The sequence below is a fragment of the Pseudodesulfovibrio sediminis genome (genome assembly GCF_020886695.1).
In the GTDB taxonomy this organism is placed as follows: Bacteria; Desulfobacterota; Desulfovibrionia; order Desulfovibrionales; family Desulfovibrionaceae; genus Pseudodesulfovibrio; species Pseudodesulfovibrio sediminis.
On the sequence record NZ_AP024485.1, the window covers coordinates 2,488,411 to 2,511,264 of the forward strand.

Here is a 22,854-nt window from a genome sequence, read left to right on the forward strand (position 1 = left end):
CTCTCGTTGCCAGAGTGAACGGCAGGGAGGGGTGTGTCCTCAGGAAGTACATGCGATCTCATCTTTTTCTTGGGTTGCGAGAGCTTTCTGTATAGCTGAGCAGCATTTTCCTGACAAGGACAATCATTAATTTTGGCGAAATCGGATATTCTGAAAGTCATTCGCTTTCCTTTTCACTCAAAGCAGGGCAGCCGAGCATCGGGCGTGCCCGCTATCGCAGGGCCTGGTCCAGATCCGCCTTCAAATCCTCCACGTCTTCGATGCCCGTGGAAAAGCGGATAAGGCTCTCGGGGATGCCCATGGCCTGCCGTTCTTCCGGCGTGCATTCCACATGGCTCGTGGTGGCGGGGGTACCGGCGATGCTCTCCACCGCTCCCAGATTGGCGGCGCGACGGGCCAGCTTGAGTCGAGACAGAACATGGCAGGCGTCTTCATAGGTATTGCCCCTGGCCACAAAGCTGAGCACGCCGCCGAAGCCGCGCATCTGTTTGCGGGCGATGTCGTGTCCGGGGTGCGATGTGAGGCCGGGGTAATTGACCTGCACCACGCCGGGATGGCCTTCTAGAAAGCGCGCTATCTCCATGGCGTTGGCGTTTTGTCTTTCGATACGCAGGCTCAGTGTCTTCATGCCCCTGAGCAGCAGATAGGCGGCCATGGGGTCCAGCACGTTGCCGACGATTTCCCGGTAGCTGTTTATGGTGGAAATCAATTCTTTGCTGCCCACGGCCACGCCGCCCAGCGCGTCCGCATGGCCGCCCAGAAATTTCGTGGCGCTGTGCAGAACCAGGTCCGCACCCAGCAGCAGCGGGTTCTGGTTTATGGGTGTGGCAAAGGTGTTGTCCACCATGACCACGGCGCCAACGGCCTTGCCGGCACTGGCAAGCCGTTCCAGATCGAGAATCTTGATGGTCGGATTGGTGGGGGTCTCCAGATAGAGCACGTCGCATCCTTTGGCGACCTCGGCTTCGACCGCTTCGAAGTCCACGGTGTCACACAGGCAGACCTCAACCTTTTGCCTCGGCAGGAACTCGGAGAAGAGGCGGTTGGTGCCGCCATAGGTGTCCTTGACCGAGACCACCCGGTCTCCGGGGGCCAACAGGGCGAAAAGCGCATTGGATATGATGCCCATGCCGGATGAGGCGCTGGTTGCGGCCTCGCCCTGTTCAAGGACGCGCACCTTTTCTTCGAACACATCCACGGTCGGGTTGGTGTTGCGGGTGTAAATATGTCCGGGGCGTTTGCCCTGGGATACCTCCAACCACTCGTTCATGTCGTCATAACCGAAGGACACGCTGTGAACCACGGGCACTTGGGTCGCGTTGTCGGCAAACAATGCTTCTTCTCCGGCCCGGACAGTCTGGGTCCCCATGGCATATGTGTTGGTTTTATCCATCTGTTCTCCTGCAGGATATAGCGTGATAGCTGGTTTGCAGTATCAAAGATGCAAACCATTCACAATAGTGAAAGAAAGGGACAAGAGCACGCATGTGCTCATTTATTTTGGCTTTTTTGTGGGAGAGATGGGTGAGGCTGGGCCTTTGCTAGAAAACACTCTAGCGCAAAAGAAGCAAGTTTTAAAAAAAGTATAATGGACACAAAAATGGAAGTGATCTAATACTTATATTGTGTGAGAAATAGTAACATGGGAGTGTGTTATGGGTATTAAATTGAAGTTGCTGCTCCTGGTTGGGTTACCTGTAGCTGCAATGGTTATTATTTTTGGAGTTGGCCTGACGAGTTTCTACGTCATTGATTCGGATATGACAGAGGTGAATGCTCTCCATCTGGATCGAGCCACCATGATTGATGCCGACCGGGATGCCTATCAGGCTCAGGTGGGCGTCATGGAAGTTTTCGAGGCTCATTCGCGAGAAGAGCTGAAAACGGCCAAAGAGACCAGTGACGAAAATCTGAAGCAGGCGTGGGACAGGATTGTTGGCCCTTCGAGCAATTTTTCTGAGGATATGATGGGGACGCTCGAGGAATTCAAGAAAGGCTACCTCAAATGGAAGGAAAGCAATACTTCCGTCATATCCCTCTCGAACGAGACTCTGGGCGCCAACATTCTCCGTGGTCAGGCTGAAGCAGCAGCGCTTGCCTCCTTTGATTCCATGCGTGATATCATCAACAATCTCGGCGAGATCATTGATAAGCGATTGCAGGACCCCAACCTGGGACAGGCTGAACGCATGCGGATGGAGAGAGCCCTTTCAAAGGTTCTCAATGCAGACCGTGACGCGTATCAGGCGTATGTTGCGCAACTTTTGATCACAAATGCGACTGATGTAGAGGTCGTGAACTCCTTGGCAGAGTCCTTCACCGAGAACGTTGGACAAACCAAAGACCGAGTCATTGGAGGAGCAGAGCTCGTAGGGTATGCGGCCGAAGGACTGAGCAAGGACTTTTCCATTCAATTCTCTGCATGGGAAGAGCAGAGCAAGAAAGTTGTCGACCTGACGCGAGCCAATTTCGACAAAAATCTGGAAAGAGTCTCGCAATTGGAGAAAAGCAAAAGTGCTTTTGGTGCGATGCGTGACAAGATCGACAAACTTGGTGTTATGGAAATGGCCAGAGTGGAAGCCAACCTTGTCCGTTTGGATGAGGTGATAAGCACAACTATTTGGATATATATCCTTGTGACAGTTGCTTTTGTCATAATATCCATCTTGATTACGTTGGTTGTTGCCTCCCGTATTGCAAATGCGATGAAGGAAAGCGCTGATGTGGCGACTGCCTTGTCCGAGGGAGACTTTTCGGTCAGGTTGAATATCGATCGCAATGATGAAATCGGTCAGTTGGGCACTGCCATATCGGCCATGATCGCCAAGTTGAGCGAGGTCGTCTATAAGGTTCAGGAGGCTTCGGGCAATGTCGCGTCAAGCAGTGAGGAGCTGGCGAGTTCTTCTGAGAGTCTGAGTCAGGGAGCCACGGAGCAGGCCTCGGCAGTGGAGGAGGTCTCCTCTGCCATGGAAGAGATATCTGCAAGTATCAGCCAGAACACGGACGGCTCCAGCAGGACTGAAGGCATTGCCCGCAAGACCGCAGGGGAAAGCAAGGAGGGTGGCGAGGCAGTTCGTCAAACCGTCAACTCCATGAGCCAGATTGCCGAAAAAATATCCATCATTGAGGAAATCGCACGACAGACCAACCTGCTGGCGTTGAATGCCGCCATTGAGGCAGCACGCGCCGGAGAGCACGGCAAGGGATTTGCGGTCGTGGCTGCGGAAGTACGCAAGCTTGCCGAGAAGTCCGGGCTGGCAGCCAATGAAATCAGTGAGCTTTCCAGTGAATCGGTGGATGTTGCCACCAAGGCGGGCAAGCTGCTTGATTCCATTGTCCCGAATATCGAACAAACCGCTGAACTGGTTCAGGAAATAACCGCAGCAAGCAATGAACAAAACTCGGGTGCAGTAGAGATCAATCGGGCATTGCAACAGTTGGACAGCGTGGTCCAGGCCAATGCTGGCTCGTCCGAAGAAATTGCTTCTACCGCAGAACAGATGTCGGCGCAGGCAGTAGAACTTGAGAAAGCCATGTCGTTCTTCCGCCTGGGGAATTCAAGTGCTTCGGCCAGTCAAATGATCGTGAAGGAAGCGCCTCGGGCCATTGAAGGGACGTCCCAGGGCAGTGGTATCCCCATTGAAATGGATGACAGCTTTGAGCGATTCTAACCGAAAGAGTGCATGATTCCGGCAGGTGAATGCACGCGGAGTGCTTTCACGGTCGGGACAGTTGATTCAATAAAAAAGTCCGCCTCGAATGAGGTGGACTTTTTGTGTTTTGTCCGTCTCTGTCGAGACGTTGGACTGTGCGGTTATTCTGCGTTTTCGGCTTTGGGCTTGCTGATGATCTTGTGGACCCAGCGGGTCTCGGACACCTGATCCGAGACTATGTAGCCACATTCCCTCAAGTATTGCATTTTTGCGCCGCCATCGCCATATGAATAGATTCTTTGCCCTACGGTATGCTGCTTGAGGAAGTTCAATCCGGCCTTTTTGTAGTTGCCTGCGAACAGTTTGAACATGGAACCTCCTTTAACGTTAGAAGAGCCTCCTCTACCACCTACACGTCCGCCGGTCCATCCCAAAAATCGTGGGAAAATTGGGGGATTGTCCCGTTTTATCTCCCTTTGATCTTTGGGTGTTCTAGACCGTGGAGGTGTGGTTTTTGCGGGTATTGGCCGAAGAATACAGGAGTATTGCCGTTGAGTCGTCGGCAGGATGAGGCAAGGGTGACAGCGCTGCACAGACGGGGCGATACGCATTCTGCATATTTTGGCATTTTGGTCTTTTTTTGGCAGTATGATTGATGTATAGAGCTGTGGTTTTATATGGGTGACCCGTCAATTGAAACAATCCGTGATTTATGTATACAGTGTTTTCAATTGGTGTTGGTTTGTGCGGGAGCATTGTTAATGGGGATTATCTTGAGGAGGAGTCTCATGCGTCAATTGTTGTTTTTTCTTTGTTGTGTCCTGTTCATGCCGACAGCGGCTCTGGCTGCGTCTGATGTCGTCGCAACCTATACCTATTCCGATGGTTCAATGGTGACGCTCGTCACCCGGGATGCAGAGCATGTGCGGATGGACACTTCGGAAACGACCTACATGCTGCTTTCCGGCGGCAAGGCGTATTCTGTCAGTTGCGAAAACGGCCAGTGTTCAGCCATGGACATGGGGGCCATGATGGGCATGGTGAGCGGCTCCAGCATGTTCGGCGGCGGCGAAGATGATTATGATGTCCGCTATCAGGACACAGGCAGGACGGAAACCGTGGCCGGATACAAGGGGTCTGTCTACACCGCTATTGTTTTCGAGAACGGGAAGGAGATCTCCCGCGACGAGATCGTGCTCGGCTCGCATAGCAATGTCCGCAAACTCACCGAAGGGTGGATCGCATTTGCCGAAGCCCTGACCCAGACCCTGGGCCAATCGTTCAAGGACTCGCTGGATGAGGCCAAGAAGATGGGCTATGGCGGCATCCTGCGGTACGGCGATGACATGCGGCTGACCAAGCTGTCGGTCAAGAATCTGCACTCTTCCTATTACAAACTGCCTGCCACCACGCAGCAGTCCAATTCCCAGCCCGCCATGCAACAGCAGTCCACGGAGCAGGGTGACTCCATGGTCGAGCAGGATGCCAAGGAACTGGGGCAGGAAGCGCGTCAGGATACCAAGAACGAACTCAAGGACGCCATTGGCAGCGCCATCGGCAGTCTGTTCGATTAATACCTATACACACCACCATCAATGGGCCTGCGAACTTCCTTCACAGGCCCTTTTTCGTTGGCAACCCCGTGTATAATTGACTACACTCTGTCAGTGAGTCGCGTCATGAGGTTTCGAATACGGCGCGGAAGGATGGAGCCCGACACGAACCGATTTGGGCACAATTGTTGTCAACTGTGTGAAAATATGGCTTTTTCACGTAAACCGTGGAGGATGAATGTCCCGCAAATTTACCCTGATACTCGTCGTTGCCTTGGTTCTGGCACTCTGTGCCGGCAACGCCCTGGCATTCAAGCCCGCCGTTATTTACGACATGGGCGGCAAGTTCGATAAATCTTTCAACCAGTCAGCCCATATGGGCGCAGAGATGTTTACCAAGGACACCGGTGTCGCCTACCGGGACTTCGAGCCCACCAACGAATCCCAGTACGAGCAGGCCATGCGTCGCTTCGCAACCCGCGGCAGCGACCTGATCGTGGTCATCGGCTTCTCCTATGCGTCCGCTCTGGAGAAAATCGCTCCCGAATTTCCTGACACCAGGTTCGTCATCGTCGACATGGTGGTCGATCAGCCCAACGTCCAGTCTGTCGTGTTCAAGGAGCATGAAGGTTCCTTCCTGGTCGGCATGCTGGCAGCCATGAAGTCCGAAACCGGCAAGGTCGGTTTTGTCGGCGGCATGGATGTCCCGCTCATTCGCAAGTTCGCCCTTGGCTACAAAGAGGGTGCCCAATACGTGAACCCCAAGGTGGAGATTTTCCAGAACATGACCGGAACCACTCCGGCCGCCTGGGGCGACCCCATCAAGGCCGGTGAGCTGGCCCGCTCCCAGTTTGATCGCGGTGCGGACGTCATCTTCACCGCAGCAGGCGGCTCCGGCATGGGCGTGCTCCAGGCCGCTGCCGATCTGAAGCGCTTCTCCATCGGCGTTGACTCCAACCAGAACTACATCCACCCCGGTAGCGTGTTGACCTCCATGGTCAAGCGCGTTGATCTGGCCGTGGCCGAAGCCATGAAGTCCGCCATGGACGGCACCTGGAAGGCCGGCGTCAAAGAGCTTGGGCTGGCCGAAGGCGGCGTGGATTATGCGCTGGACAAATACAACAAGGATCTCATTACGGACGAGATGAAAGCCAGGGTGGAAGCAGCCAAGGCCGACATCATCTCCGGCAAGATCAAGGTTACCAACTACTTCGACATCATGGACAAGTAGCATGGCCGACCATGCCACACATGACGGCAAGGCGGCGGGAGGCTCTCCTCCCGCCGTCGAGTTGATCGACCTCAATAAATTTTTTGGTCCTGTCCACGCCAACCGGGACGTGTGCATGGCTGTTGCGCCCGGCACCATCCACGGAATCGTGGGAGAAAACGGTGCGGGCAAGTCCACCATGATGGGCATGCTCTATGGCTTTTATCAGGCCAGCTCGGGGCGTATCAGGATCCATGGCCGCGAAGTGAAGATCACCAGCCCGTCCCACGCCATCAGGCAGGGCATCGGCATGGTGCATCAGCATTTCATGCTGGTGGAGCCCTTTACCGTGCTCGAAAACGTCATTCTCGGCGCGGAAGAGGGGAAGCTCATCAAGACCTCTCTGGCCCATGCACGAACCGAGTTGGAGCGGCTGGCCCGGGAGTATGGTCTGGAGGTCGACCTCGATGCACGCGTCGGCGACCTGTCCGTGGGATTGCAGCAGCGGGTGGAAATCCTCAAGGCGCTCTATCGCGGTGCCGAAATCCTGATTCTGGACGAGCCGACCGGTGTACTCACGCCCCAGGAAGCGGACCAGCTGTTCCGCATGCTCGATACCCTGCGTTCTCAGGGCCGCACGGTCATTCTCATCACCCACAAGCTGCGCGAGATCATGGCGATCACCGACACGGTGTCCATCATGCGGCGCGGCACCATGGTGGCCCATCGCCGGACCGCGGAAACGAGCAAGGAAGAGTTGGCCGAACTCATGGTTGGGCGCAAGGTCCTGCTTCAGGTGGACAAGGGTGAGGCCGCGCCGGGAGAGCGTATTCTGGACGTGAACGGCGTGAGCTACAGCGACCAGACCGGCGCTCTCCGGCTCAATGATATTTCCTTTTCCCTGCGGCGGGGCGAAATCCTCGGCATCGCGGGCGTGTCCGGCAACGGGCAGTCCGAGTTGCTGGAAGTTCTGTCCGGCGTGTCCCGGGTCTCCGGCGGCACCATCAGTTATCTCGGTTCGGTCATTGCCGGTCCCGGCAAACATACCAATCCGCTCGGCATGCATGAGCTGGGAGTGGGACATGTGGCCGAGGACCGTCATCACACCGGGATGGTCATGGATTTCACCGCGGCCGAGAATATCATTCTTGGCTACCATAACGGCCCGGACATCAACGGGCCGGTGCTCATGGACCTGAAGAAAGTGGACGCGCTTTGTGCCGAGTACATGGACAAATTCGATGTGCGGCCACGCAACCCCAGGCAGGCGGCCACCGGTTTTTCCGGGGGCAACCAGCAGAAGATCGTCCTGGCCCGCGAGATTGAACGGGACCCGGAGCTACTGCTGGTGGGCCAGCCCACGCGCGGGGTGGATATCGGGGCCATCGAGTTCATTCACAAGCGGATCATCGAGCTGCGCGATCAGGGCAAGGGCGTGCTCCTGGTGTCGGTGGAGCTGGATGAAATCCTGTCGCTGGCCGACCGTATTTTGGTCCTGTTCGAAGGGTGCATCGTGGGCGAACTGACTGCCGAGGAAGCTGACGAGTGTACGCTCGGGCTGATGATGGCGGGTATTGATCCCGCGTCGGAAGCCGCACAGCCCAAAGGGGAGGTGGCCTAGATGGCAGAGAAGAAACTTCCCGGCTGGGTCAATGCCGGGCTCATCCCGGTCCTGAACCTGCTGACCGCATTTCTTGTTTCCGGTCTGGTCATTCTGGCCATGGGCGAGAATCCGGTGGATGCTTTCAGGTATCTGGTATTTGGTGCCTTCGGCTATGCCGAGGCCATCGGCTACACATTGTTCTACGCCACCAATTTCATCTTTACCGGACTGGCCGTGGCCGTGGCCTTCCATTGCTATCTGTTCAATATCGGCGGTGAAGGGCAGGCCTATGTCGGCGGTCTGGGGATCGGTCTGGTCTGCCTGTATCTGGGCGACCTGCCGTTCTGGATGATCCTGCCGCTCACGGTCCTTGGCGGCGCCCTGTTCGGCGCGGCGTGGGCTGCCATTCCGGCCTATCTCCAGGCTAAGCGCGGCTCGCATATCGTCATTACCACCATCATGTTCAACTTCATTGGCTCGTCGGTCATGACCTTCCTGCTGGTGGAATGGCTCAAGCGGCCCGGTTCGCAACTGCCGGAGACATCCCATTTTCCGGATCAGGCCTTCATGCCCAAGCTGTATGAGCTGGCCGGGAAGTTCGGCATCGAGATGGCCCGGTCACCGCTGAACCTGTCACTGATCATCGCTTTGCTCTGCTGCCTCGGTGTCTGGATATTCATCTGGCGCACCCGGTGGGGCTATGAGATGCGGGCAGTGGGCAAGAACCCGGATGCGGCCGTGTACGGCGGCATATCTCCGGCCAAGTCCATCATGATCGCCATGCTGGTTTCCGGCGCGCTTGCCGGATTGGTCGGGCTGAACGAGCTTATGGGTGTCCAGCATCGCGTGGTCATCAATTTCACCAACGGGTATGGATTCGTGGGCATCGCCATCGCCTTGATGGGCCGCAATCATCCGGTGGGCATCCTGCTTGCCTCGTTGCTCATGGGCGCGCTCTTTCAAGGGGGTGCGGAGGTGGCCTTTGAGATGCCCAACATCACCCGCGACATGATCTGGACCATACAGGGGTTCGTGATCCTGTTCACCGGCGCACTGGAGCATATGTACAGAGGCCGCTTGGAGAGCCTCTTCATCAGGGCGGAAAGGGAGGCAGCATGACCGATATTTTCACCTATTTCCTCCTGGTGGCCGACGCCACCGTGCGCATGGCCACGCCGCTCATTCTGGCCGCATTGGCCGGGTTGTGTTCGGAACGGGCCGCGGTCATCGACATCGGTCTGGAAGGCAAGATGCTCGGCGGCGCGTTCGTGGCCGGTGCCGTGTCCTATCTGACCGGTTCGGTCTGGCTGGGTCTTGTCTGCGCCGTTGTCGCCTGCCTGCTGTTGGCGCTCCTGCACGGGTTTGCCTGCATCACCCACCGGGGCAATCAGGTGGTCTCGGGCATGGCCATCAATATAGTGGTCGCCGGACTGGCCCCGACCCTGGGGCACGCCATCTTCCATATCAACGGCGACACCCCTTCTCTGCCGATGGCTTCCCGGTTCATGTCCATTACGCTACCCGGAGCGGAGATGCTCCATGGCGTGCCGGTGATCGGTCCCATCTATTACGAGCTTATCAGTGGACACAATCTGTTGACCTACGTGGCCTTTGCCATGATTCCGCTTGTCTCCTGGATGCTCTACAAGACCCGTTTCGGTCTTCGGCTCCGGGCTGTGGGCGAGAACCCCGAGGCCGTGGATACCGCCGGTATTTCGGTGGAATGGCTGCGGTATCGGGCCGTGCTCATTGCGGGCGCATTGTGCGGTCTTGCCGGGGCGTCGCTGTCCACGGCACTGGGCGCGAGCTTTATCCGCGACATGACCGCCGGAAAGGGATATCTGGCCCTGGCAGCCATGATCTTCGGCAAATGGAAGCCCGGCCTGACCGTTACCGCCTGTCTGTTGTTCGCCTTCTGCGATGCGCTCCAGGCGCGGTTGCAGGGTGTGGAGCTTCCCTTGGTCGGCGAGGTCCCGGTGCAGTTCATCATCATGCTGCCCTATGTCATGACCGTGATCCTGCTGGCCGGTTTCGTGGGCAAGGTCGTGGCCCCCAAGGCCGATGGCATCCCGTATGTAAAGGAACGATAAATGATTGATATACAGGAACTCATACGCTTGGCCACCGAGGCGCGAAACACGGCCCATGTGCCGTACTCCAATCATCCGGTGGGCGCGGCCATCGTCACGGACAGCGGCAACATCTTTACCGGGTGCAATGTGGAAAACGCGGCGTATCCCCTTGGCAGTTGTGCGGAACAGTCGGCCATCTCCGCCATGGTGCGCGGGGGCGAAAAGACCATCTCCGTCATTGTGGTGGTCGGCCCTACCCTTGAGCCGTGTACTCCGTGCGGCGGATGCCGTCAGCGCATTCGCGAGTTCAGCACCCCGCAGACGATCATCCACGCCTGTAATGAGCAGGAAGTGCTTTTGACCATGACCATGGACGAACTGCTGCCCCAGTCGTTCGGCCCTGAAAACCTGAAAAAAATATAGATATGAATGAACAATTGAAACAACTGGTGGCCGAGGCTGAAAAGGTTTGTGCCAATGAGGAATATGCCCTGCGGACCCTTGCTTCCATGGACCTGACCAGTCTGGGAGAGGACGACACTGACGAGCGCATTAAAGCGCTGTGCGTCCGTGCGGTCTGCCCGGCAGGGCATGTGGCCGCGGTCTGTGTGTATGACCGGTTCGTGCCTCTCTGCCTCGCGGAGCTGGAAGGGACCGGCGTGCAGGTGGCCACGGTCTGCAATTTTCCCCACGGCGGGCCGGACGCGGCAAAGGCTGTGGCCGAAGCCGGAGAGCAGGTCAAGGCCGGTGCCAACGAGGTGGATGTGGTCCTGCCATACAAGCGGTACAAATCGGGAGACAAGGACACGGCCATTGCGCTGGTGCAGCAGGTTCGCGTGGTCTGCGGCGAGGAGGTCAAGCTCAAGGTCATCCTTGAGACGAGCCAGCTCCAGTCACTGCGTGTTACCGAAGCGGCCAGCCGGGACGCCATCCTGGCCGGGGCTGATTTTATCAAGACGTCCACCGGCAAGGTGCCGGGCGGCGCGACTCTGGACGTGGCAGCCGTCATGCTCTCGGTCATCAGTGAGATGCAGCCCAAGACCAACAGGGTCCTTGGGTTCAAGCCGTCCGGCGGTCTCAAGACCGTGTCGGATGCCGCAGGATTTCTGTATCTCGCGGACAGGATCATGGGCCAAGGATGGGCCACGCCCCGGACCATGCGTTTCGGAGCGAGCGGACTGCTCAATGACGTGCTGGCCGAGCTGCGGCTTACCGGTGAGACAGCGGAACAATCCGAGTATTAGGAGCCAGTCATGATCTGTTTCATACCCCAGGAAGTCATTCGAAAAAAACGGGACGGGCATGCGCTCTCACAGGATGAAATCGAGGCCATGGTTCGGGGCATCACGGACGAATCCGTGTCCGAAGGGCAGGTGGCCGCCTTTGCCATGGCCGTATATTTTCAGGGCATGACCATGGAGGAACGTATCCATCTCACCTGTGCCATGAAGGAGTCCGGCACTGTGCTCGACTGGCCTTCGCTGGGCATCGAATCGGGCGTGGTGGACAAGCACTCGACCGGCGGTGTCGGCGATAAGGTCAGCCTCATTCTCGGCCCGTTGGCCGCGGCCTGCGGTGTGAAGAACCCCATGATCTCCGGGCGCGGTCTGGGGCACACGGGCGGCACGCTGGACAAATTTGATTCCATCCCCGGCTACAATGCGCGGCCCGATCTCGAAACTTTTGCCCGTGTGGTTCGGGACGTCGGGTGCGCCATCATCGGACAGACCGGGGATTTGGCACCGGCGGATCGGCGGTTGTACGGGGTGCGTGACGTCACGGCCACCGTGGAGTCCGTCGACCTGATCACCGCGTCCATTCTGTCCAAGAAACTGGCAGCCGGATTGAACGGGCTGGTCATGGACGTGAAGTTCGGGTGCGGCGCGTTCATGAGCAGATATGAGGATGCACAGGAGCTGGCGCAGTCTGTTGCCACGGTAGCCACGGGCGCCGGGGTGCCCACGGTGGCGCTGCTCACGGATATGAACGAGGTTCTCGGGCACAGCGTGGGGAACTCCCTTGAAGTGCTGGAGGCCGTTGATTTTCTGAATGGAACCTATCGTGACCCGCGCCTTATGCAGGCGACCCTGGCGTTGACCGGCGAGATGCTTCTGTTGGCCGGTGTGGCGGATGACATGGCACAGGCCATGGTGCAGATGAATGCGGCATTGGAGTCCGGTGCGGCCGCCGAGATCTTTGGAAAGATGGTCACGGCATTGGGCGGACCGGCAGACTTCATGGAGCGGGCGCACGCCCATCTCGACGTGGCCCCGGTGGAGCTGGCTGTTCATGCCGAAACCTCCGGGTTTGTCACGTCCATGGACTGCCGCGCTGTGGGCATGGCGCTGGTGGGCATGCGGGGAGGGCGTTCCCGTGCGGATCAGGACATTGATTACGGGGTGGGCATGACCGGCTTCGTCAATATCGGCGACGCAGTCAGCCCGGACAGGCCGCTGTGTACGATTTATGCCCGGACACAGGAGCAGGCTGAAGAGACCGCCCTGTGCATCCGCAAGACAGTGTGCGTCGGCCCAGCCAGACCGGCTCCGGCCCCGGTTGTCTGTGAACGTATTGTCGGAGGTTTGTAAATGGCGCGCGCCTTCATTCTTGTGCTCGACTCGCTCGGCATAGGCTGGGCGCCGGACGCCGAAAAATTCGGTGACGCCGGTGCAGACACCCTCGGACATATTGCCGAGGTGTGCGCCAGAGGCGGGGCCGACATGGAAGGCGGGCGATCCGGTCCGCTTCACCTGCCGTGCATGAGCTCGCTGGGCATGGGGCTGGCCGCCCAGCTGGTCTCCGGCGTGGTGCCGCCCGGGCTGGAGTCTCCGGTTCTGCGCGGTCGTTTCGCCGCAGCCCGCGAGGTCAGCCACGGCAAGGACACCCCCAGCGGGCATTGGGAGATGGCGGGTGTGCCGGTCCGTTTCGATTGGGGCTACTTCCCGCCCGAATATCCCAGTTTTCCTGAAGAGCTTATCGCCGCGCTCGTGGAGCAGGGCAACCTGCCCGGTATCCTCGGCAATTGCGCCGCCTCAGGCACCGAGATCATAGCTGAACTCGGAGCAGAGCATATGGCGACCGGCAAGCCCATCTGTTATACCTCGGCAGATTCGGTTTTTCAGATCGCGGCGCACGAGGATTCCTTTGGCCTGGAACGGCTCCTTGAACTCTGCATACTCGCCCGAACGCTGCTGGAAGGCATGAACATAGGGCGCGTCATTGCCCGGCCTTTCATTGGTGAACCGGGTGCCTTCACCCGCACGGCCAACCGCCGCGACTACTCCCTGCCGCCGCCGGCACCCACTGTGCTGGACCGGCTCAAGGAAGCGGGCCGCGAAGTCGTGTCCGTCGGCAAGATCGCGGATATCTTCGCCCATCAGGGCATCACCAAAAAGGTCAAGGCCCCGGATTCGGACGGATTGTTCGATCTGCTGGAAGAAGAGGTCGAGAATGCCCCGGACGGCTCCCTGACCTTCGTGAACTTCGTGGAGTTCGACTCGGAGTGGGGCCATCGCCGTAATGTCGCGGGCTATGCGACCGCGCTGGAGAATCTCGACAAGCGTGTGTCCGGCCTGACCGGAACATTGCGTCCCGGGGACCTGGTCATCATCACTGCCGACCATGGCTGCGACCCGACATGGGAAGGCACGGACCATACCCGTGAGTGTGTGCCGGTGCTCCTGTTCGGTCCCGGGGTACTCCCCGGTTCGGCAGGCATGCGCACGACCTTTGCGGACGTTGGCCAGACCGTGGCAGAGCATCTCGGAATCGATCCGCTGCCCGAGGGTGAAGCCATCCCCCTGAGCTAGATCACTCGCCGAATTCGTCCAGCGCATCCTGTGTGAGCTGGTAGAACCTGCCGATGTGAATACCATCGGCCAGGGCATGGTGCACCTGTACGTTCACGGGCATGAGCCAGCGTTCGTCGTGCTCATGGAACTTGCCCCAGGCTACACGCGGGAAGCTGTCGTCCGGTCCCTTGATGGGGTGGTGCATGGATGTGAACACCACCCACGGCAGGCATGTGGTGAAGATGAGGTCGTCGCGCGCGGCAGACCCATCCTTCAGTCCGGTCTGTTTTTTCCCTACCTCAATGGCCGTCAGGCAATGTTCGTTGAAGACCGACCACTCTGGGGCGTAGTCAAAGTAACAGAACGCGAACCGATCTCCGTCAATGGGGACCGTGGGCGCGGGGTGGACCTGTTCGAACTCCACGACCTCGTCCCCTTGGATGCGCTGACGAAATTCAGGTATCGCGTTGCATGCCTTCATCACGGCATACAGAGCCGCATTGAAAACCGATACGCCTTCGGGTTTTGCCTGTGTAATCAGTCCTGTGACATCCACATCGGCCGTAACCGAAACATGAGGCTGGGGCAGGGTGCGGAAATAATCATACAGGGATTTGCGGGGCCAGGTGGCCAGATCGAGCGTTTTCATGGTGGAAATCTACGAAACAGGTCGGCCTCTGTAAAGGGGGTGGCCGCACAATCTCGACATCTCATTCGGGCCAGCGGCAGTGCTGTTGATGCCAGCGTTGTGTCAAAGTCGCAGTTGAGCCGTCAGAAAAACACGCTGACAGTTCGCGTGTCAGGCTGTGTGAAAAAATAATGGCAGTGTTGCCCTGTCTGCGCTTCAGTGAGTTTTGCTCAAGTAAATCAATGAGATGTTTCAAACAAAAGTGGAGAGTACGGGTGTGCGTTGGTTCGGAACGGAAGATGAGTTTTAAACAGAGTGCTGTTGATAAAAAATATAAAAATTAATATTTATAGAATATAAATGATATGTATATGCTTGTCGCCATGCGGTCAAAACTGGTGACAGGTGGACATTTACACAGGATAACTATTTGGTATAATTAATATATAGTTTATTGACTTAATTTGAAGCAACTTGTATATTCATACCATAAAGAGAAGAAATGTCGTATATATCCTGTGAGGAGGTTCTCCATGGCAACTTCAAATTCCCCTACCCTGAATGTCACGCTCCCTGGCGCAGGCCAGACGCAAGTCTATCAGATGGATGCCGGGCATTCGGTCCACTTTGGCTTTGATATTTCAGAGGCCGTGTTTACTGGTTCAGGCGACGATCTTGTCATCACAGTAGAGGGCGGAGGTTCCGTTATCCTGCAGGGATATCAGACCTTGGCCGAGCAGGGTGCGTTGCCGGTCTTTGAACTGGTCACTGGCGAAACCGTGGCTGGTGATATGTACTTGTTTGCGTTTTCCGAAGGCAACCAGACGGATGCTGCGGAGCTAGAAACCGCTGCGGACGGTGCTGCCGGAGGTTCCGGTGCAGGCGCATACAGCGATGACGCGGGCACTTTGGGTGACTCTGTCGATGCTCTTGGTGGACAGGGGGATGCCTTTGGCGGAGACGGGCCTACGCTTCCCGAATTCAATCCTGAGGCTTTGCTTATCGGTGACGCAATAGAGAATATTTATCCTGAGGAAGAAGCTGTTCAGATCGTCCTTAACCCGAGCTTCGAGTCCTATGGCAGGACGAGCGGCGGCTGGGATTATACCAACAATGTGGACCACTGGGAAAACACTGGCGGTCGGATGGAGGTGTGGGATGGAAACCGTATGCAGACTGATTCCTTTGATGGCGACAGGCATATGGAACTTGATTCCGAGACCCGCAGCCATGATACGCTGACTCAGTCCATCGCTGTGCAGTCAGGTGAAACCGCGACCATCAGCTTCGCGTTTGCCCCCAGGTTGCATGGTCGTACTGTTCAGCCTGAAGAAAATGAATTCGATATTACGCTTGGTGACGAGAGGGTCGCCATGCTTCGCTGGAACCCTGAAGCCGGTATGGAAGAACCTCTTGATGGTGGCGAGAGTGGCTATCCTGAAAATCAGGAAGGTCATGGCATGTATGAACTGATCGTCTTCGACGAAAACGGTGAACCTTTTGTTCAGCAACAGTTTGAGCATGAGCCGGGCGAGTGGACAACTCTTTCCTTTGATACCGTTGCGACAGAAGATCATGCTGCACTCTCTTTCGTGGAAAATATCGAACACAATACCAGCCATGGTGCCATGCTAGACAACGTGACTGTTATGCGTAACTTCCATCAGGTGTTGCAGGGAGATGAGGGGCCGGACAGCCTTATCGGTTCTGAAGGAGATGATGCCATTTTTGCCACCACCCGAGATATTATCGACGGCGTTGAAGACGGCTTTGGCGGCGGTGACCACTTCATCTACGGTGGCGGTGGTGACGATGCCATCTACCTTGGTGAGGGGTTTGCTCCTGTGGCAGGCGGTGCCGGTAACGATTTTATCGTCAGTGGTTCAGGGTCGCATAATATTGCCACAGGCACAGGGAACGATCATTTGGTTCTGGGGGAAGGTAACGACCGGATATTCATTGATCAATCCATCATGACTGACGGTGTAACCGTTACCGTGGAAGACTTCACTGCAGGCGGTTCTGGCGGTGATGTTATCAATATCGGTATCGGTGCCTCGTTGACCGATGTGGTTCAGGACGGTGACGATTTGCTTCTGACAATCGGTGCTGATAACGGCAGTGAGGTCGTGATTGAGTTACTGGGCGTGAGCCAACTGGATACCAGCTCCTTTGTCATCGATGGTTATACCACCACCGAGGTGCTGAGCGAGGCCATTCAGACACTTATTGATTCCGGCAGCAATACACCTACTTAATCATAATTGTGAATTAACAATCCCCCCCCGGTCCATGATGGACCGGGGGGGGGATTTGCATATAAAAGCGGCTCATCCTGAAAGATGGAGCCGCTTTTTTCATGTCTGTGTCGAGTATCTTTATTCCACGACAAAACCGCCGACCGATTTGGGTGGCTGCTCAGAGGAGGACGGCCCTTTTTTGGCTGTAGCCCGTCTGGGTTTGGCTGTGGGATTGCATTTTGTTTGAGAGAAAATCTCCGTGGCCGTGGCGACCATGGCCCCCATGTTGGCCATGTCGGCCGGGATGATCATGGTGTTGTTCTCCTTGGCCAGGTTGCCGAACTCTCCGATATACTGCTCGGCCACCTTGAGGTTCATGGCCTCGGAGCCGCCGGGCATGTTGATGACTTCGGCGACTTTCTTGAGTCCCTGTGCCGTGGCCTCGGCCACTAGCATGATTTCCTGGGCGCGGCCCTGTGCCTCGTTGATCCGTTTCTGCTTTTCACCTTCGGACACCTGTACCGCTTCCTGGCGCAGGCCTTCGGAACGGTTGATGCGGGATTGGCGGTCGCCTTCGGAGATGGCGATTTCGGCGCGCTTCTCGCGTTCTGCTTTCATCTGCTGTTCCATGGCGACCATGACAGTGCCGGGAGGGGTGATGTCCTTGATCTCGTAGCGCATGACCTTGACGCCCCATTCCTGGGCGGCCTCGTCCACGGCCATGACCACGGAGGCGTTGATGGTCTCGCGTTCCTCGAAGGTTTTGTCCAGATCGATCTTGCCGATGGCGGAGCGCAACGAGGTCTGGGCCAGTTGGGAGGCGGCGATATAGTAGTTTTCAATGCCGTAGCAGGACATCTTGGCGTCGATGACGCGGATGTAGAGCACGCCGTCAATGGTCACGGACACGTTGTCGCGGGTGATGCAGGACTGGGCCGGGATATCCATGACCTCTTCCTTCAGGCTCCGCTTGTACGCAATCTTATCGATAAAGGGGATGAGGATATGCAACCCGGCGCTCAGTGTTTTTGAATACTTACCGAGCCGTTCGACCACGAACTGACTTTTTTGCGGAACGACCACCGCGGTCTTGATGATCAGGACAACCAGTATCAGTACAAATACCAGCGCCGTAATCAGTGATGTTGTGGTTGTAGGGTCCATGTTACTGCTCCTTTTTTACGGTGAAGGTGTTTGCATCGTTTTCAGTGCGGTTGACGATGCGAATCATGGTTCCAGTCTCTATGGTTTCGTCACAGAGGGCGTTCCAGAATGATCCTTGAAATTTGATTCGTCCCACATGGGGCGGCTTGATCGCTTCGACCACTTCGGCCATCTGGCCGATGGCCGAATCGTTCTCTTCCGAGTCGTCGTCTGCATCAGATCCGGCAAAGGTCTTTGCCATGGTCTTGCGGAATACCAGTATCATCACCAACGAAGAGACGCCGAAGACTATGAGTTGTATCGGGATGGTTGAGCCGAAAAAGGCTGTGGCCCCTGCGATGAGCGCACCCACGCCAAAGAAAACTATAATGAATCCCGGCACGATGAGTTCGGCAACGATGAAAATCACGCCGACACTCAACCAGATGAGCCAGAGCACGTTTTCCATTGAACTGAAATATTCCATAAGCCCTCCTGCTTGAGGATTCCTGATACTCTTTGAGGAGAGTTTTGTCGACTCTCTTTGACGGCCATTCTGCAAGCTTGAGCATAATATGCTGTCATGGATTCCACCTTGCGAAACCCAGTTCACTGGTATACCTTACTTTCGATTCTGGCTCACTACTACATCAAGAGTTGTTGAAATATATGAAGTTTCGCTTTTTACTTACAGGTTTGCTGTTTTTTTTGATCGCGTTGCCCTCTGTGGCGGAGGAGCCGGACTACCTCGCTCTTCTGGCTCGGGAATCCGAGATCAAGGCCATTGCCACGGTCGCGCAGGTTTACCGCATGGGGCAGAAGTCCGATGGCACATTCACCCAGGTGACCTTCAAGCGTGTCTATGCGCTCACGCCGTTTACGCCCAAGTCTTTTGTAGGGGGCTGCAAGATTCTCGACAGCAATTGGCAAAAGCGTATTGAGGGTCGGGTCTACTTCCGTCCCAAGCGTGGCCAGAAGGTGTTTGTCACCATCTCCACCAATGGCGGCGCCATCACCAGCCTGACACTGATGAACCCCGAGTTGAACCACATCGTCCGCGAGGAGCCGAACAGGCTTTCGTACAGCAAGGGGCACGCGACTATCCTGCCCGACGATTCCTAGACTGCACGGTTTTTCTCTCTATCTTTTCGAAAAATATGATCCCTGCTCTTGACAGCGAAGTTCATTTGGCTATATTGCCAAATGAACGACGGAGAAATGAATATGCAAACAGATATCGTCATCAAAAATCAGTTCGAGGAGCGTGCCAAGGTGCTCAAGGCCATGGCGCATCCGTCGCGGCTGCTCATGATAGATGCATTGTCGCAGGGCGAAAAGTGCGTCTGTGATCTGCGCGACTTGGTGGGGCACGATATGTCCACGGTATCAAAGCATCTGACCGTGATGAAGAAAGTGGGCATCGTGGAGGACGAGCGGCGGGGAAAAAAGATATTTTATCGTCTTAAGGTCCCCTGTATCCTGAACTTTTTCCATTGCGTCGAGTCGGTCGTCCAGGCCAATAACGAGTAGAATTTTTTTTTGCATAAACATTTGGCAAAAGCGCCAAATGAAAAAGAGAGTAGCATCATGCCAAATACACCCAATAACGCATCCTGCGATTGTCAGTCCGGCACGTGTGAGAACAAGGGCGAGAAAAAAAACGATCAGGGTAGTCTGCTGCGCTATATCATCTTTGGCGGGCTGGCGCTGGTGGCCTGGTTTGTTCTGTATGAGCAGTTAATGCCTTTTGCAGACTGGGTCTCCTACTCCGTGTTGGGTTTGTCTCCCGAAAGTCATCTCGGGTCAGCCGTACAGTTCTTCCTCTATGATTCTCCCAAGGTGCTCATGCTGCTGGTGCTGGTGGTCTATGGCGTTGGCATTCTGCGTTCATTCGTCACCGTGAACTGGACGCGTAGTTTCCTGGCTGGCCGCCGGGAATCCGCAGGCAACGTGATGGCCGCGCTACTGGGCGTGGTCACGCCATTTTGCTCCTGTTCCGCGGTGCCGTTGTTCATCGGCTTCATGACCGCGGGCATCCCTCTGGGTGTGACCTTTTCCTTTCTCATTGCCGCGCCCATGGTCAACGAGATCGCCCTGGTGCTGCTGTATGGGTTGCTCGGCTGGAAGGTTGCCGCTCTCTATTTCGTCACCGGCATTTCCATTGCCATCGTCGCAGGCTGGGTGCTCGGACGACTCGGGCTGGAAGACCATGTGGAAGACTGGGTCAAGGAGATCCGTGCCGGAGAGGCAGCCAAGGAAGCCGCCATGAGCTGGCCTGAGCGGTTCGATTACGCGCTTGATTCGGTCAAGGATATCGTGGGGCGCGTGTGGAAGTTCGTGCTGCTCGGCATCGCGGTGGGCGCGGCCATTCACGGCTATGTGCCCGAAGGGCAGTTGGCCGGCATCATGGGGCGTGAGGCGTGGTGGTCCGTGCCTCTGTCAGTGGTCATGGGCATTCCCATGTATACCAATGCCGCTGGAATCATCCCCGTGGTCGAGGCGTTGCTGGGCAAGGGCGCCGCTCTCGGTACCGTGCTGGCCTTCATGATGTCCGTTATCGCGCTTTCCTTTCCGGAGATGGTCATCCTGCGCAAGGTGCTCAAGCCCCGGCTCATCGCCGTGTTCATTGCCGTGGTCGGCTCGGGCATTCTGGTGGTCGGCTATATTTTTAACGCAATCATCTAATCTCATCCAAGGAGTTACCAATGAAGATTCTCGTAATGGGCCCCGGTTGCCCCAAGTGTGAACAGACCGAAAAAACCGTTCGTGACGCCTGTGCCGAAGCCGGAGTGGCTGCGGACATAGAAAAGGTCAAGGATTTTCAGGAAATGGCCAAGTATGGCATCTTTGCCACCCCCGCGGTGGTCATTGACGGCGAAGTCAAGGTTGCGGGCAAGGCGCCCAGCAAGAAGGATGTGCTTGGCTGGTTGAGCTAGCAGCCGTTGAGCGGCCGGGGAGAGAGGATCGGGTCACCCTTTCTTTTTCCTCGGCCTGTCGGGTTCGGGCAGGGAGAAGTCAGGGCTTGTCAGGGATGAGGAAGGTGAAACAGCTGCCCTCGTTCATGGTTGAGGTCACGAGCAGCTTGCTGCCGTAGTGGCTCACTATCTGATGGCAGATGGACAGTCCCAGCCCAGTGCCGAACACGGTGCTGGAATGTTCGTCAAGGTCATGGACCTGATAGAAAATGTCGAAGATTTTCGAGATGTCCTCTTTCGGGATGCCTCTTCCCGTATCGCATACGGAAAATTCCACGCCTGTGCGCGTCACTGTGGCCGAGAGCGTGATCTGTCCCTCGTTCGTGTTTTTGAAGGCATTGCTCAGGAGGTTGATCAGAACCTGGTGTATCCGATCCGGGTCCACGGTGATGATGGCCTCGGGCTGGGGCACGTCCAAGATCATCGAGACATCCGGCTTGTTGGTGTCATAGGCCGCAATGGCCTGGGCGGCACGGCCTATGATGGTCTCCAGAGTGAGGGACTCATCCCTCCATTCCATGCGACCGGCTTCGATCTTGCTCATATCAAGGAGATCGTTGACCAGCCTGCCGAGTCGGTCCGCTTCGATTTGGACGATGCCGAGATTCTGTTGGAATTGTATGGCGTGGGGTTCAAGCTCCGCCTTGCCGACAAGCTGCGGGAAGAAGAGAGTGGTGAATTTGCGCTCCATCAGTTTGATGAAGCCGATGATGGAGGTCAGCGGCGTGCGTAATTCATGAGAGGCCATGGCCAGGAACATGGATTTTGTCTTGTCTATGGCGATGAGTTCTTTCTCTGTCTTGCGCCGGACAGCGATTTCTGTTTTCAGGCTGTCGCTGTATTCGGTGAGCTTCTCCATGAAGGAGTTGAAGTACCCGGCCAGCAGGCCGAGTTCATCTCTGGAGTGGGCGTCCATGCGGACGCTGAAGTCGCCGTTGGCCGCTTTGGCGAAGCTGTCCTGCAGGCCTTTTATGGGCCGTGTTATCAGCGCGCCGATGACCATGGAGACAGGAATCATGATGAGCAGGGTCAGGGCCAGTGCGATCATGAGCACAAAGCCGATGTCATCCAGGGGGCCCTGAAAGTCCTCATAGTAGCTTGATGAGGCGACTACCCACCTGAGTTCCGGTATCTCCTTGAAATAGACTATCTTCTTCCGTTCACATTCATCCCCGGGATTCTGCCAGTCGTATTCGAAGAATCCATTGCGCTCCTCGATGATTCGTTTGGCCACGGCACTGAATTTTGGGTGGTTGTATTCGGTGAAATGTTTGTTTTCCAGATAGGGATGGAGCAGCATTGTGCCGTCAAAGTCGAGTACAAAGGGATACCCGGTTTCTCCTGAGCCAAGCTCAAAGAAGTGCTCCCTGAACGTTTCGACATTGACCACCTGGCTGAATTCGTCCCGAAAACTGGAAGAGGTGATAATCCAGTCCCACGGTTCGAAATAGGTCATGTAGATGGCCTTGGATCTGGACGTGGCTTCTAGAGGTTCCTTCCACTCATATTCGAAATACCCCTCTTTGAGTCTGATCTGATCCCGCACGAATTGGAGGCCGGACATGTCCAGTCCAACGAGGCTTCGCTTGTGGTTGATGAGCATGATGCCCTTGCTGTTCAGGCAATATACGCGACCAGTCTTGCCAATGGACTGGCTGAGGAGGATCTCCTGCGCCCGTTGCTTGGCCTCTCCCATGGAGATCTGGCCTCGCTGGGCCTGACTGTAGAGATACCGTGTTTCCGCAAGGGCCTGTTCGGCCACGGCGCGGACGTAATGTTTGATGGAGACATCCGCAGCGGTGCGGACCATGGTCTGGATGGTGGAGGTGGTTTTGCTCAGTTCGGCCTGGATGCTTTCGCGGACAATGGTGCGGACCTGTGAATAGACAACGGCTCCTGTCACCAGAAACAGAATGGTGAAGGCCACGGAATAAGCGATGAACAGCTTGTTGCGGATACGTATGTTGTTGAAGGACAGACGCATGG

Annotated in this window: 21 protein-coding genes; 15 read left to right on the forward strand and 6 right to left on the reverse strand. The window is 56.4% G+C overall.

Annotation, left to right across the window (positions count from 1 at the left end; all coding sequences use genetic code 11):
• Nucleotides 1-211: 211 nt before the first annotated feature.
• Nucleotides 212-1,393, reverse strand: coding sequence for a cystathionine gamma-synthase family protein (locus SRBAKS_RS11955; RefSeq protein WP_229591125.1), 1,182 nt, complete (start codon nucleotides 1,391-1,393; stop codon nucleotides 212-214).
• Nucleotides 1,394-1,655: 262 nt separating this feature from the next.
• Here SRBAKS_RS11955 and SRBAKS_RS11960 point away from each other — a divergent pair, with 262 nt between their 5' ends.
• On the forward strand, nucleotides 1,656-3,671 hold the full coding sequence (locus SRBAKS_RS11960; protein ID WP_229591126.1) for a methyl-accepting chemotaxis protein: 2,016 nt from the start codon (nucleotides 1,656-1,658) through the stop codon (nucleotides 3,669-3,671).
• A gap of 143 nt (nucleotides 3,672-3,814) precedes the next feature.
• Here SRBAKS_RS11960 and SRBAKS_RS11965 read toward each other — a convergent pair whose 3' ends face one another.
• The gene (locus SRBAKS_RS11965) at nucleotides 3,815-4,024 is read right to left on the reverse strand and encodes a hypothetical protein (RefSeq protein WP_229591127.1); all 210 of its coding nucleotides are present in this window, start codon (nucleotides 4,022-4,024) and stop codon (nucleotides 3,815-3,817) included.
• Nucleotides 4,025-4,441: 417 nt separating this feature from the next.
• Here SRBAKS_RS11965 and SRBAKS_RS11970 point away from each other — a divergent pair, with 417 nt between their 5' ends.
• The 9 genes from SRBAKS_RS11970 (at nucleotide 4,442) to SRBAKS_RS12010 (ending at nucleotide 13,900) form a co-directional block, all read left to right on the forward strand.
• Nucleotides 4,442-5,227 carry a hypothetical protein gene (locus SRBAKS_RS11970; protein ID WP_229591128.1) on the forward strand — a complete coding sequence of 262 codons (786 nt, stop codon included), beginning with the start codon at nucleotides 4,442-4,444 and terminating at the stop codon, nucleotides 5,225-5,227.
• 217 nt (nucleotides 5,228-5,444) lie between these two features.
• Nucleotides 5,445-6,437 (forward strand): BMP family lipoprotein, encoded by a 993-nt coding sequence (locus SRBAKS_RS11975; RefSeq protein WP_229591129.1) that lies wholly within the window; start codon nucleotides 5,445-5,447, stop codon nucleotides 6,435-6,437.
• Between the two features lies 1 nt (nucleotide 6,438).
• The gene (locus SRBAKS_RS11980; RefSeq protein ID WP_229591130.1) at nucleotides 6,439-8,037 is read left to right on the forward strand and encodes an ABC transporter ATP-binding protein; all 1,599 of its coding nucleotides are present in this window, start codon (nucleotides 6,439-6,441) and stop codon (nucleotides 8,035-8,037) included.
• The gene (locus SRBAKS_RS11985) at nucleotides 8,038-9,138 is read left to right on the forward strand and encodes an ABC transporter permease (RefSeq protein ID WP_229591131.1); all 1,101 of its coding nucleotides are present in this window, start codon (nucleotides 8,038-8,040) and stop codon (nucleotides 9,136-9,138) included.
• Nucleotides 9,135-10,109 carry an ABC transporter permease gene (locus SRBAKS_RS11990; RefSeq protein WP_229591132.1) on the forward strand — a complete coding sequence of 325 codons (975 nt, stop codon included), beginning with the start codon at nucleotides 9,135-9,137 and terminating at the stop codon, nucleotides 10,107-10,109. Before SRBAKS_RS11985 ends, SRBAKS_RS11990 begins: the two co-directional genes overlap by 4 nt.
• Entirely contained in the window at nucleotides 10,110-10,514 is a 405-nt protein-coding gene (locus SRBAKS_RS11995) for a cytidine deaminase (RefSeq protein WP_229591133.1), read from the forward strand.
• A 2-nt stretch (nucleotides 10,515-10,516) separates the two neighbouring features.
• Complete coding sequence (deoC, locus tag SRBAKS_RS12000; RefSeq protein ID WP_229591134.1) at nucleotides 10,517-11,335, forward strand: deoxyribose-phosphate aldolase; 819 nt, start codon at nucleotides 10,517-10,519, stop codon at nucleotides 11,333-11,335.
• Between the two features lie 9 nt (nucleotides 11,336-11,344).
• Nucleotides 11,345-12,679, forward strand: a complete 1,335-nt coding sequence (gene deoA, locus SRBAKS_RS12005) for a thymidine phosphorylase (RefSeq protein WP_229591135.1) — start codon at nucleotides 11,345-11,347, stop codon at nucleotides 12,677-12,679.
• The gene (locus tag SRBAKS_RS12010) at nucleotides 12,680-13,900 is read left to right on the forward strand and encodes a phosphopentomutase (RefSeq protein WP_229591136.1); all 1,221 of its coding nucleotides are present in this window, start codon (nucleotides 12,680-12,682) and stop codon (nucleotides 13,898-13,900) included.
• A 1-nt stretch (nucleotide 13,901) separates the two neighbouring features.
• Here the strand turns inward: SRBAKS_RS12010 and SRBAKS_RS12015 are convergent, their stop codons facing one another.
• Nucleotides 13,902-14,531, reverse strand: a complete 630-nt coding sequence (locus SRBAKS_RS12015) for a chloramphenicol acetyltransferase (protein WP_229591137.1) — start codon at nucleotides 14,529-14,531, stop codon at nucleotides 13,902-13,904.
• 512 nt (nucleotides 14,532-15,043) lie between these two features.
• On the opposite strand from SRBAKS_RS12015, the gene SRBAKS_RS12020 reads away from it, so the two are divergent.
• Nucleotides 15,044-16,768: a calcium-binding protein gene (locus tag SRBAKS_RS12020; RefSeq protein ID WP_229591138.1), complete on the forward strand. Its 1,725-nt coding sequence runs from the start codon at nucleotides 15,044-15,046 to the stop codon at nucleotides 16,766-16,768.
• 120 nt (nucleotides 16,769-16,888) lie between these two features.
• On the opposite strand, the gene SRBAKS_RS12025 is transcribed toward SRBAKS_RS12020, so the two are convergent.
• Complete coding sequence (locus tag SRBAKS_RS12025) at nucleotides 16,889-17,914, reverse strand: SPFH domain-containing protein (protein ID WP_229591139.1); 1,026 nt, start codon at nucleotides 17,912-17,914, stop codon at nucleotides 16,889-16,891.
• 1 nt (nucleotide 17,915) lies between these two features.
• Nucleotides 17,916-18,380, reverse strand: a complete 465-nt coding sequence (locus SRBAKS_RS12030) for an NfeD family protein (RefSeq protein WP_229591140.1) — start codon at nucleotides 18,378-18,380, stop codon at nucleotides 17,916-17,918.
• Between the two features lie 182 nt (nucleotides 18,381-18,562).
• On the opposite strand from SRBAKS_RS12030, the gene SRBAKS_RS12035 reads away from it, so the two are divergent.
• The 4 genes from SRBAKS_RS12035 (at nucleotide 18,563) to SRBAKS_RS12050 (ending at nucleotide 20,829) form a co-directional block, all read left to right on the forward strand.
• Entirely contained in the window at nucleotides 18,563-19,015 is a 453-nt protein-coding gene (locus SRBAKS_RS12035) for a hypothetical protein (protein ID WP_229591141.1), read from the forward strand.
• A 102-nt stretch (nucleotides 19,016-19,117) separates the two neighbouring features.
• Complete coding sequence (locus tag SRBAKS_RS12040; protein WP_229591142.1) at nucleotides 19,118-19,423, forward strand: ArsR/SmtB family transcription factor; 306 nt, start codon at nucleotides 19,118-19,120, stop codon at nucleotides 19,421-19,423.
• Nucleotides 19,424-19,480: 57 nt separating this feature from the next.
• A complete protein-coding gene (locus SRBAKS_RS12045; RefSeq protein ID WP_229591143.1) occupies nucleotides 19,481-20,578 on the forward strand; it encodes a permease in 1,098 nt (365 codons plus the stop codon).
• Between the two features lie 20 nt (nucleotides 20,579-20,598).
• Nucleotides 20,599-20,829, forward strand: coding sequence for a thioredoxin family protein (locus SRBAKS_RS12050; protein WP_229591144.1), 231 nt, complete (start codon nucleotides 20,599-20,601; stop codon nucleotides 20,827-20,829).
• A 79-nt stretch (nucleotides 20,830-20,908) separates the two neighbouring features.
• Here SRBAKS_RS12050 and SRBAKS_RS12055 read toward each other — a convergent pair whose 3' ends face one another.
• On the reverse strand, nucleotides 20,909-22,852 hold the full coding sequence (locus SRBAKS_RS12055; RefSeq protein ID WP_229591145.1) for a cache domain-containing protein: 1,944 nt from the start codon (nucleotides 22,850-22,852) through the stop codon (nucleotides 20,909-20,911).
• Nucleotides 22,853-22,854: the final 2 nt, after the last annotated feature.

Coding starts and splice junctions, on each gene's coding strand:
- SRBAKS_RS12040 (WP_229591142.1), top strand. CDS start 19,118: ATGCAAACAGATATCGTCATCAAAAATCAGTTCGAGGAGCGTGCCAAG.
- SRBAKS_RS12055 (WP_229591145.1), bottom strand. CDS start 22,852: ATGCGTCTGTCCTTCAACAACATACGTATCCGCAACAAGCTGTTCATC.
- SRBAKS_RS12025 (WP_229591139.1), bottom strand. CDS start 17,914: ATGGACCCTACAACCACAACATCACTGATTACGGCGCTGGTATTTGTA.
- SRBAKS_RS11960 (WP_229591126.1), top strand. CDS start 1,656: ATGGGTATTAAATTGAAGTTGCTGCTCCTGGTTGGGTTACCTGTAGCT.
- SRBAKS_RS11955 (WP_229591125.1), bottom strand. CDS start 1,393: ATGGATAAAACCAACACATATGCCATGGGGACCCAGACTGTCCGGGCC.
- SRBAKS_RS11985 (WP_229591131.1), top strand. CDS start 8,038: ATGGCAGAGAAGAAACTTCCCGGCTGGGTCAATGCCGGGCTCATCCCG.
- SRBAKS_RS11970 (WP_229591128.1), top strand. CDS start 4,442: ATGCGTCAATTGTTGTTTTTTCTTTGTTGTGTCCTGTTCATGCCGACA.
- SRBAKS_RS12010 (WP_229591136.1), top strand. CDS start 12,680: ATGGCGCGCGCCTTCATTCTTGTGCTCGACTCGCTCGGCATAGGCTGG.
- SRBAKS_RS12020 (WP_229591138.1), top strand. CDS start 15,044: ATGGCAACTTCAAATTCCCCTACCCTGAATGTCACGCTCCCTGGCGCA.
- deoC (WP_229591134.1), top strand. CDS start 10,517: ATGAATGAACAATTGAAACAACTGGTGGCCGAGGCTGAAAAGGTTTGT.
- SRBAKS_RS11965 (WP_229591127.1), bottom strand. CDS start 4,024: ATGTTCAAACTGTTCGCAGGCAACTACAAAAAGGCCGGATTGAACTTC.
- SRBAKS_RS12050 (WP_229591144.1), top strand. CDS start 20,599: ATGAAGATTCTCGTAATGGGCCCCGGTTGCCCCAAGTGTGAACAGACC.
- SRBAKS_RS12045 (WP_229591143.1), top strand. CDS start 19,481: ATGCCAAATACACCCAATAACGCATCCTGCGATTGTCAGTCCGGCACG.
- SRBAKS_RS11995 (WP_229591133.1), top strand. CDS start 10,110: ATGATTGATATACAGGAACTCATACGCTTGGCCACCGAGGCGCGAAAC.
- SRBAKS_RS11975 (WP_229591129.1), top strand. CDS start 5,445: ATGTCCCGCAAATTTACCCTGATACTCGTCGTTGCCTTGGTTCTGGCA.
- deoA (WP_229591135.1), top strand. CDS start 11,345: ATGATCTGTTTCATACCCCAGGAAGTCATTCGAAAAAAACGGGACGGG.
- SRBAKS_RS12035 (WP_229591141.1), top strand. CDS start 18,563: ATGAAGTTTCGCTTTTTACTTACAGGTTTGCTGTTTTTTTTGATCGCG.
- SRBAKS_RS11980 (WP_229591130.1), top strand. CDS start 6,439: ATGGCCGACCATGCCACACATGACGGCAAGGCGGCGGGAGGCTCTCCT.
- SRBAKS_RS12015 (WP_229591137.1), bottom strand. CDS start 14,531: ATGAAAACGCTCGATCTGGCCACCTGGCCCCGCAAATCCCTGTATGAT.
- SRBAKS_RS12030 (WP_229591140.1), bottom strand. CDS start 18,380: ATGGAATATTTCAGTTCAATGGAAAACGTGCTCTGGCTCATCTGGTTG.
- SRBAKS_RS11990 (WP_229591132.1), top strand. CDS start 9,135: ATGACCGATATTTTCACCTATTTCCTCCTGGTGGCCGACGCCACCGTG.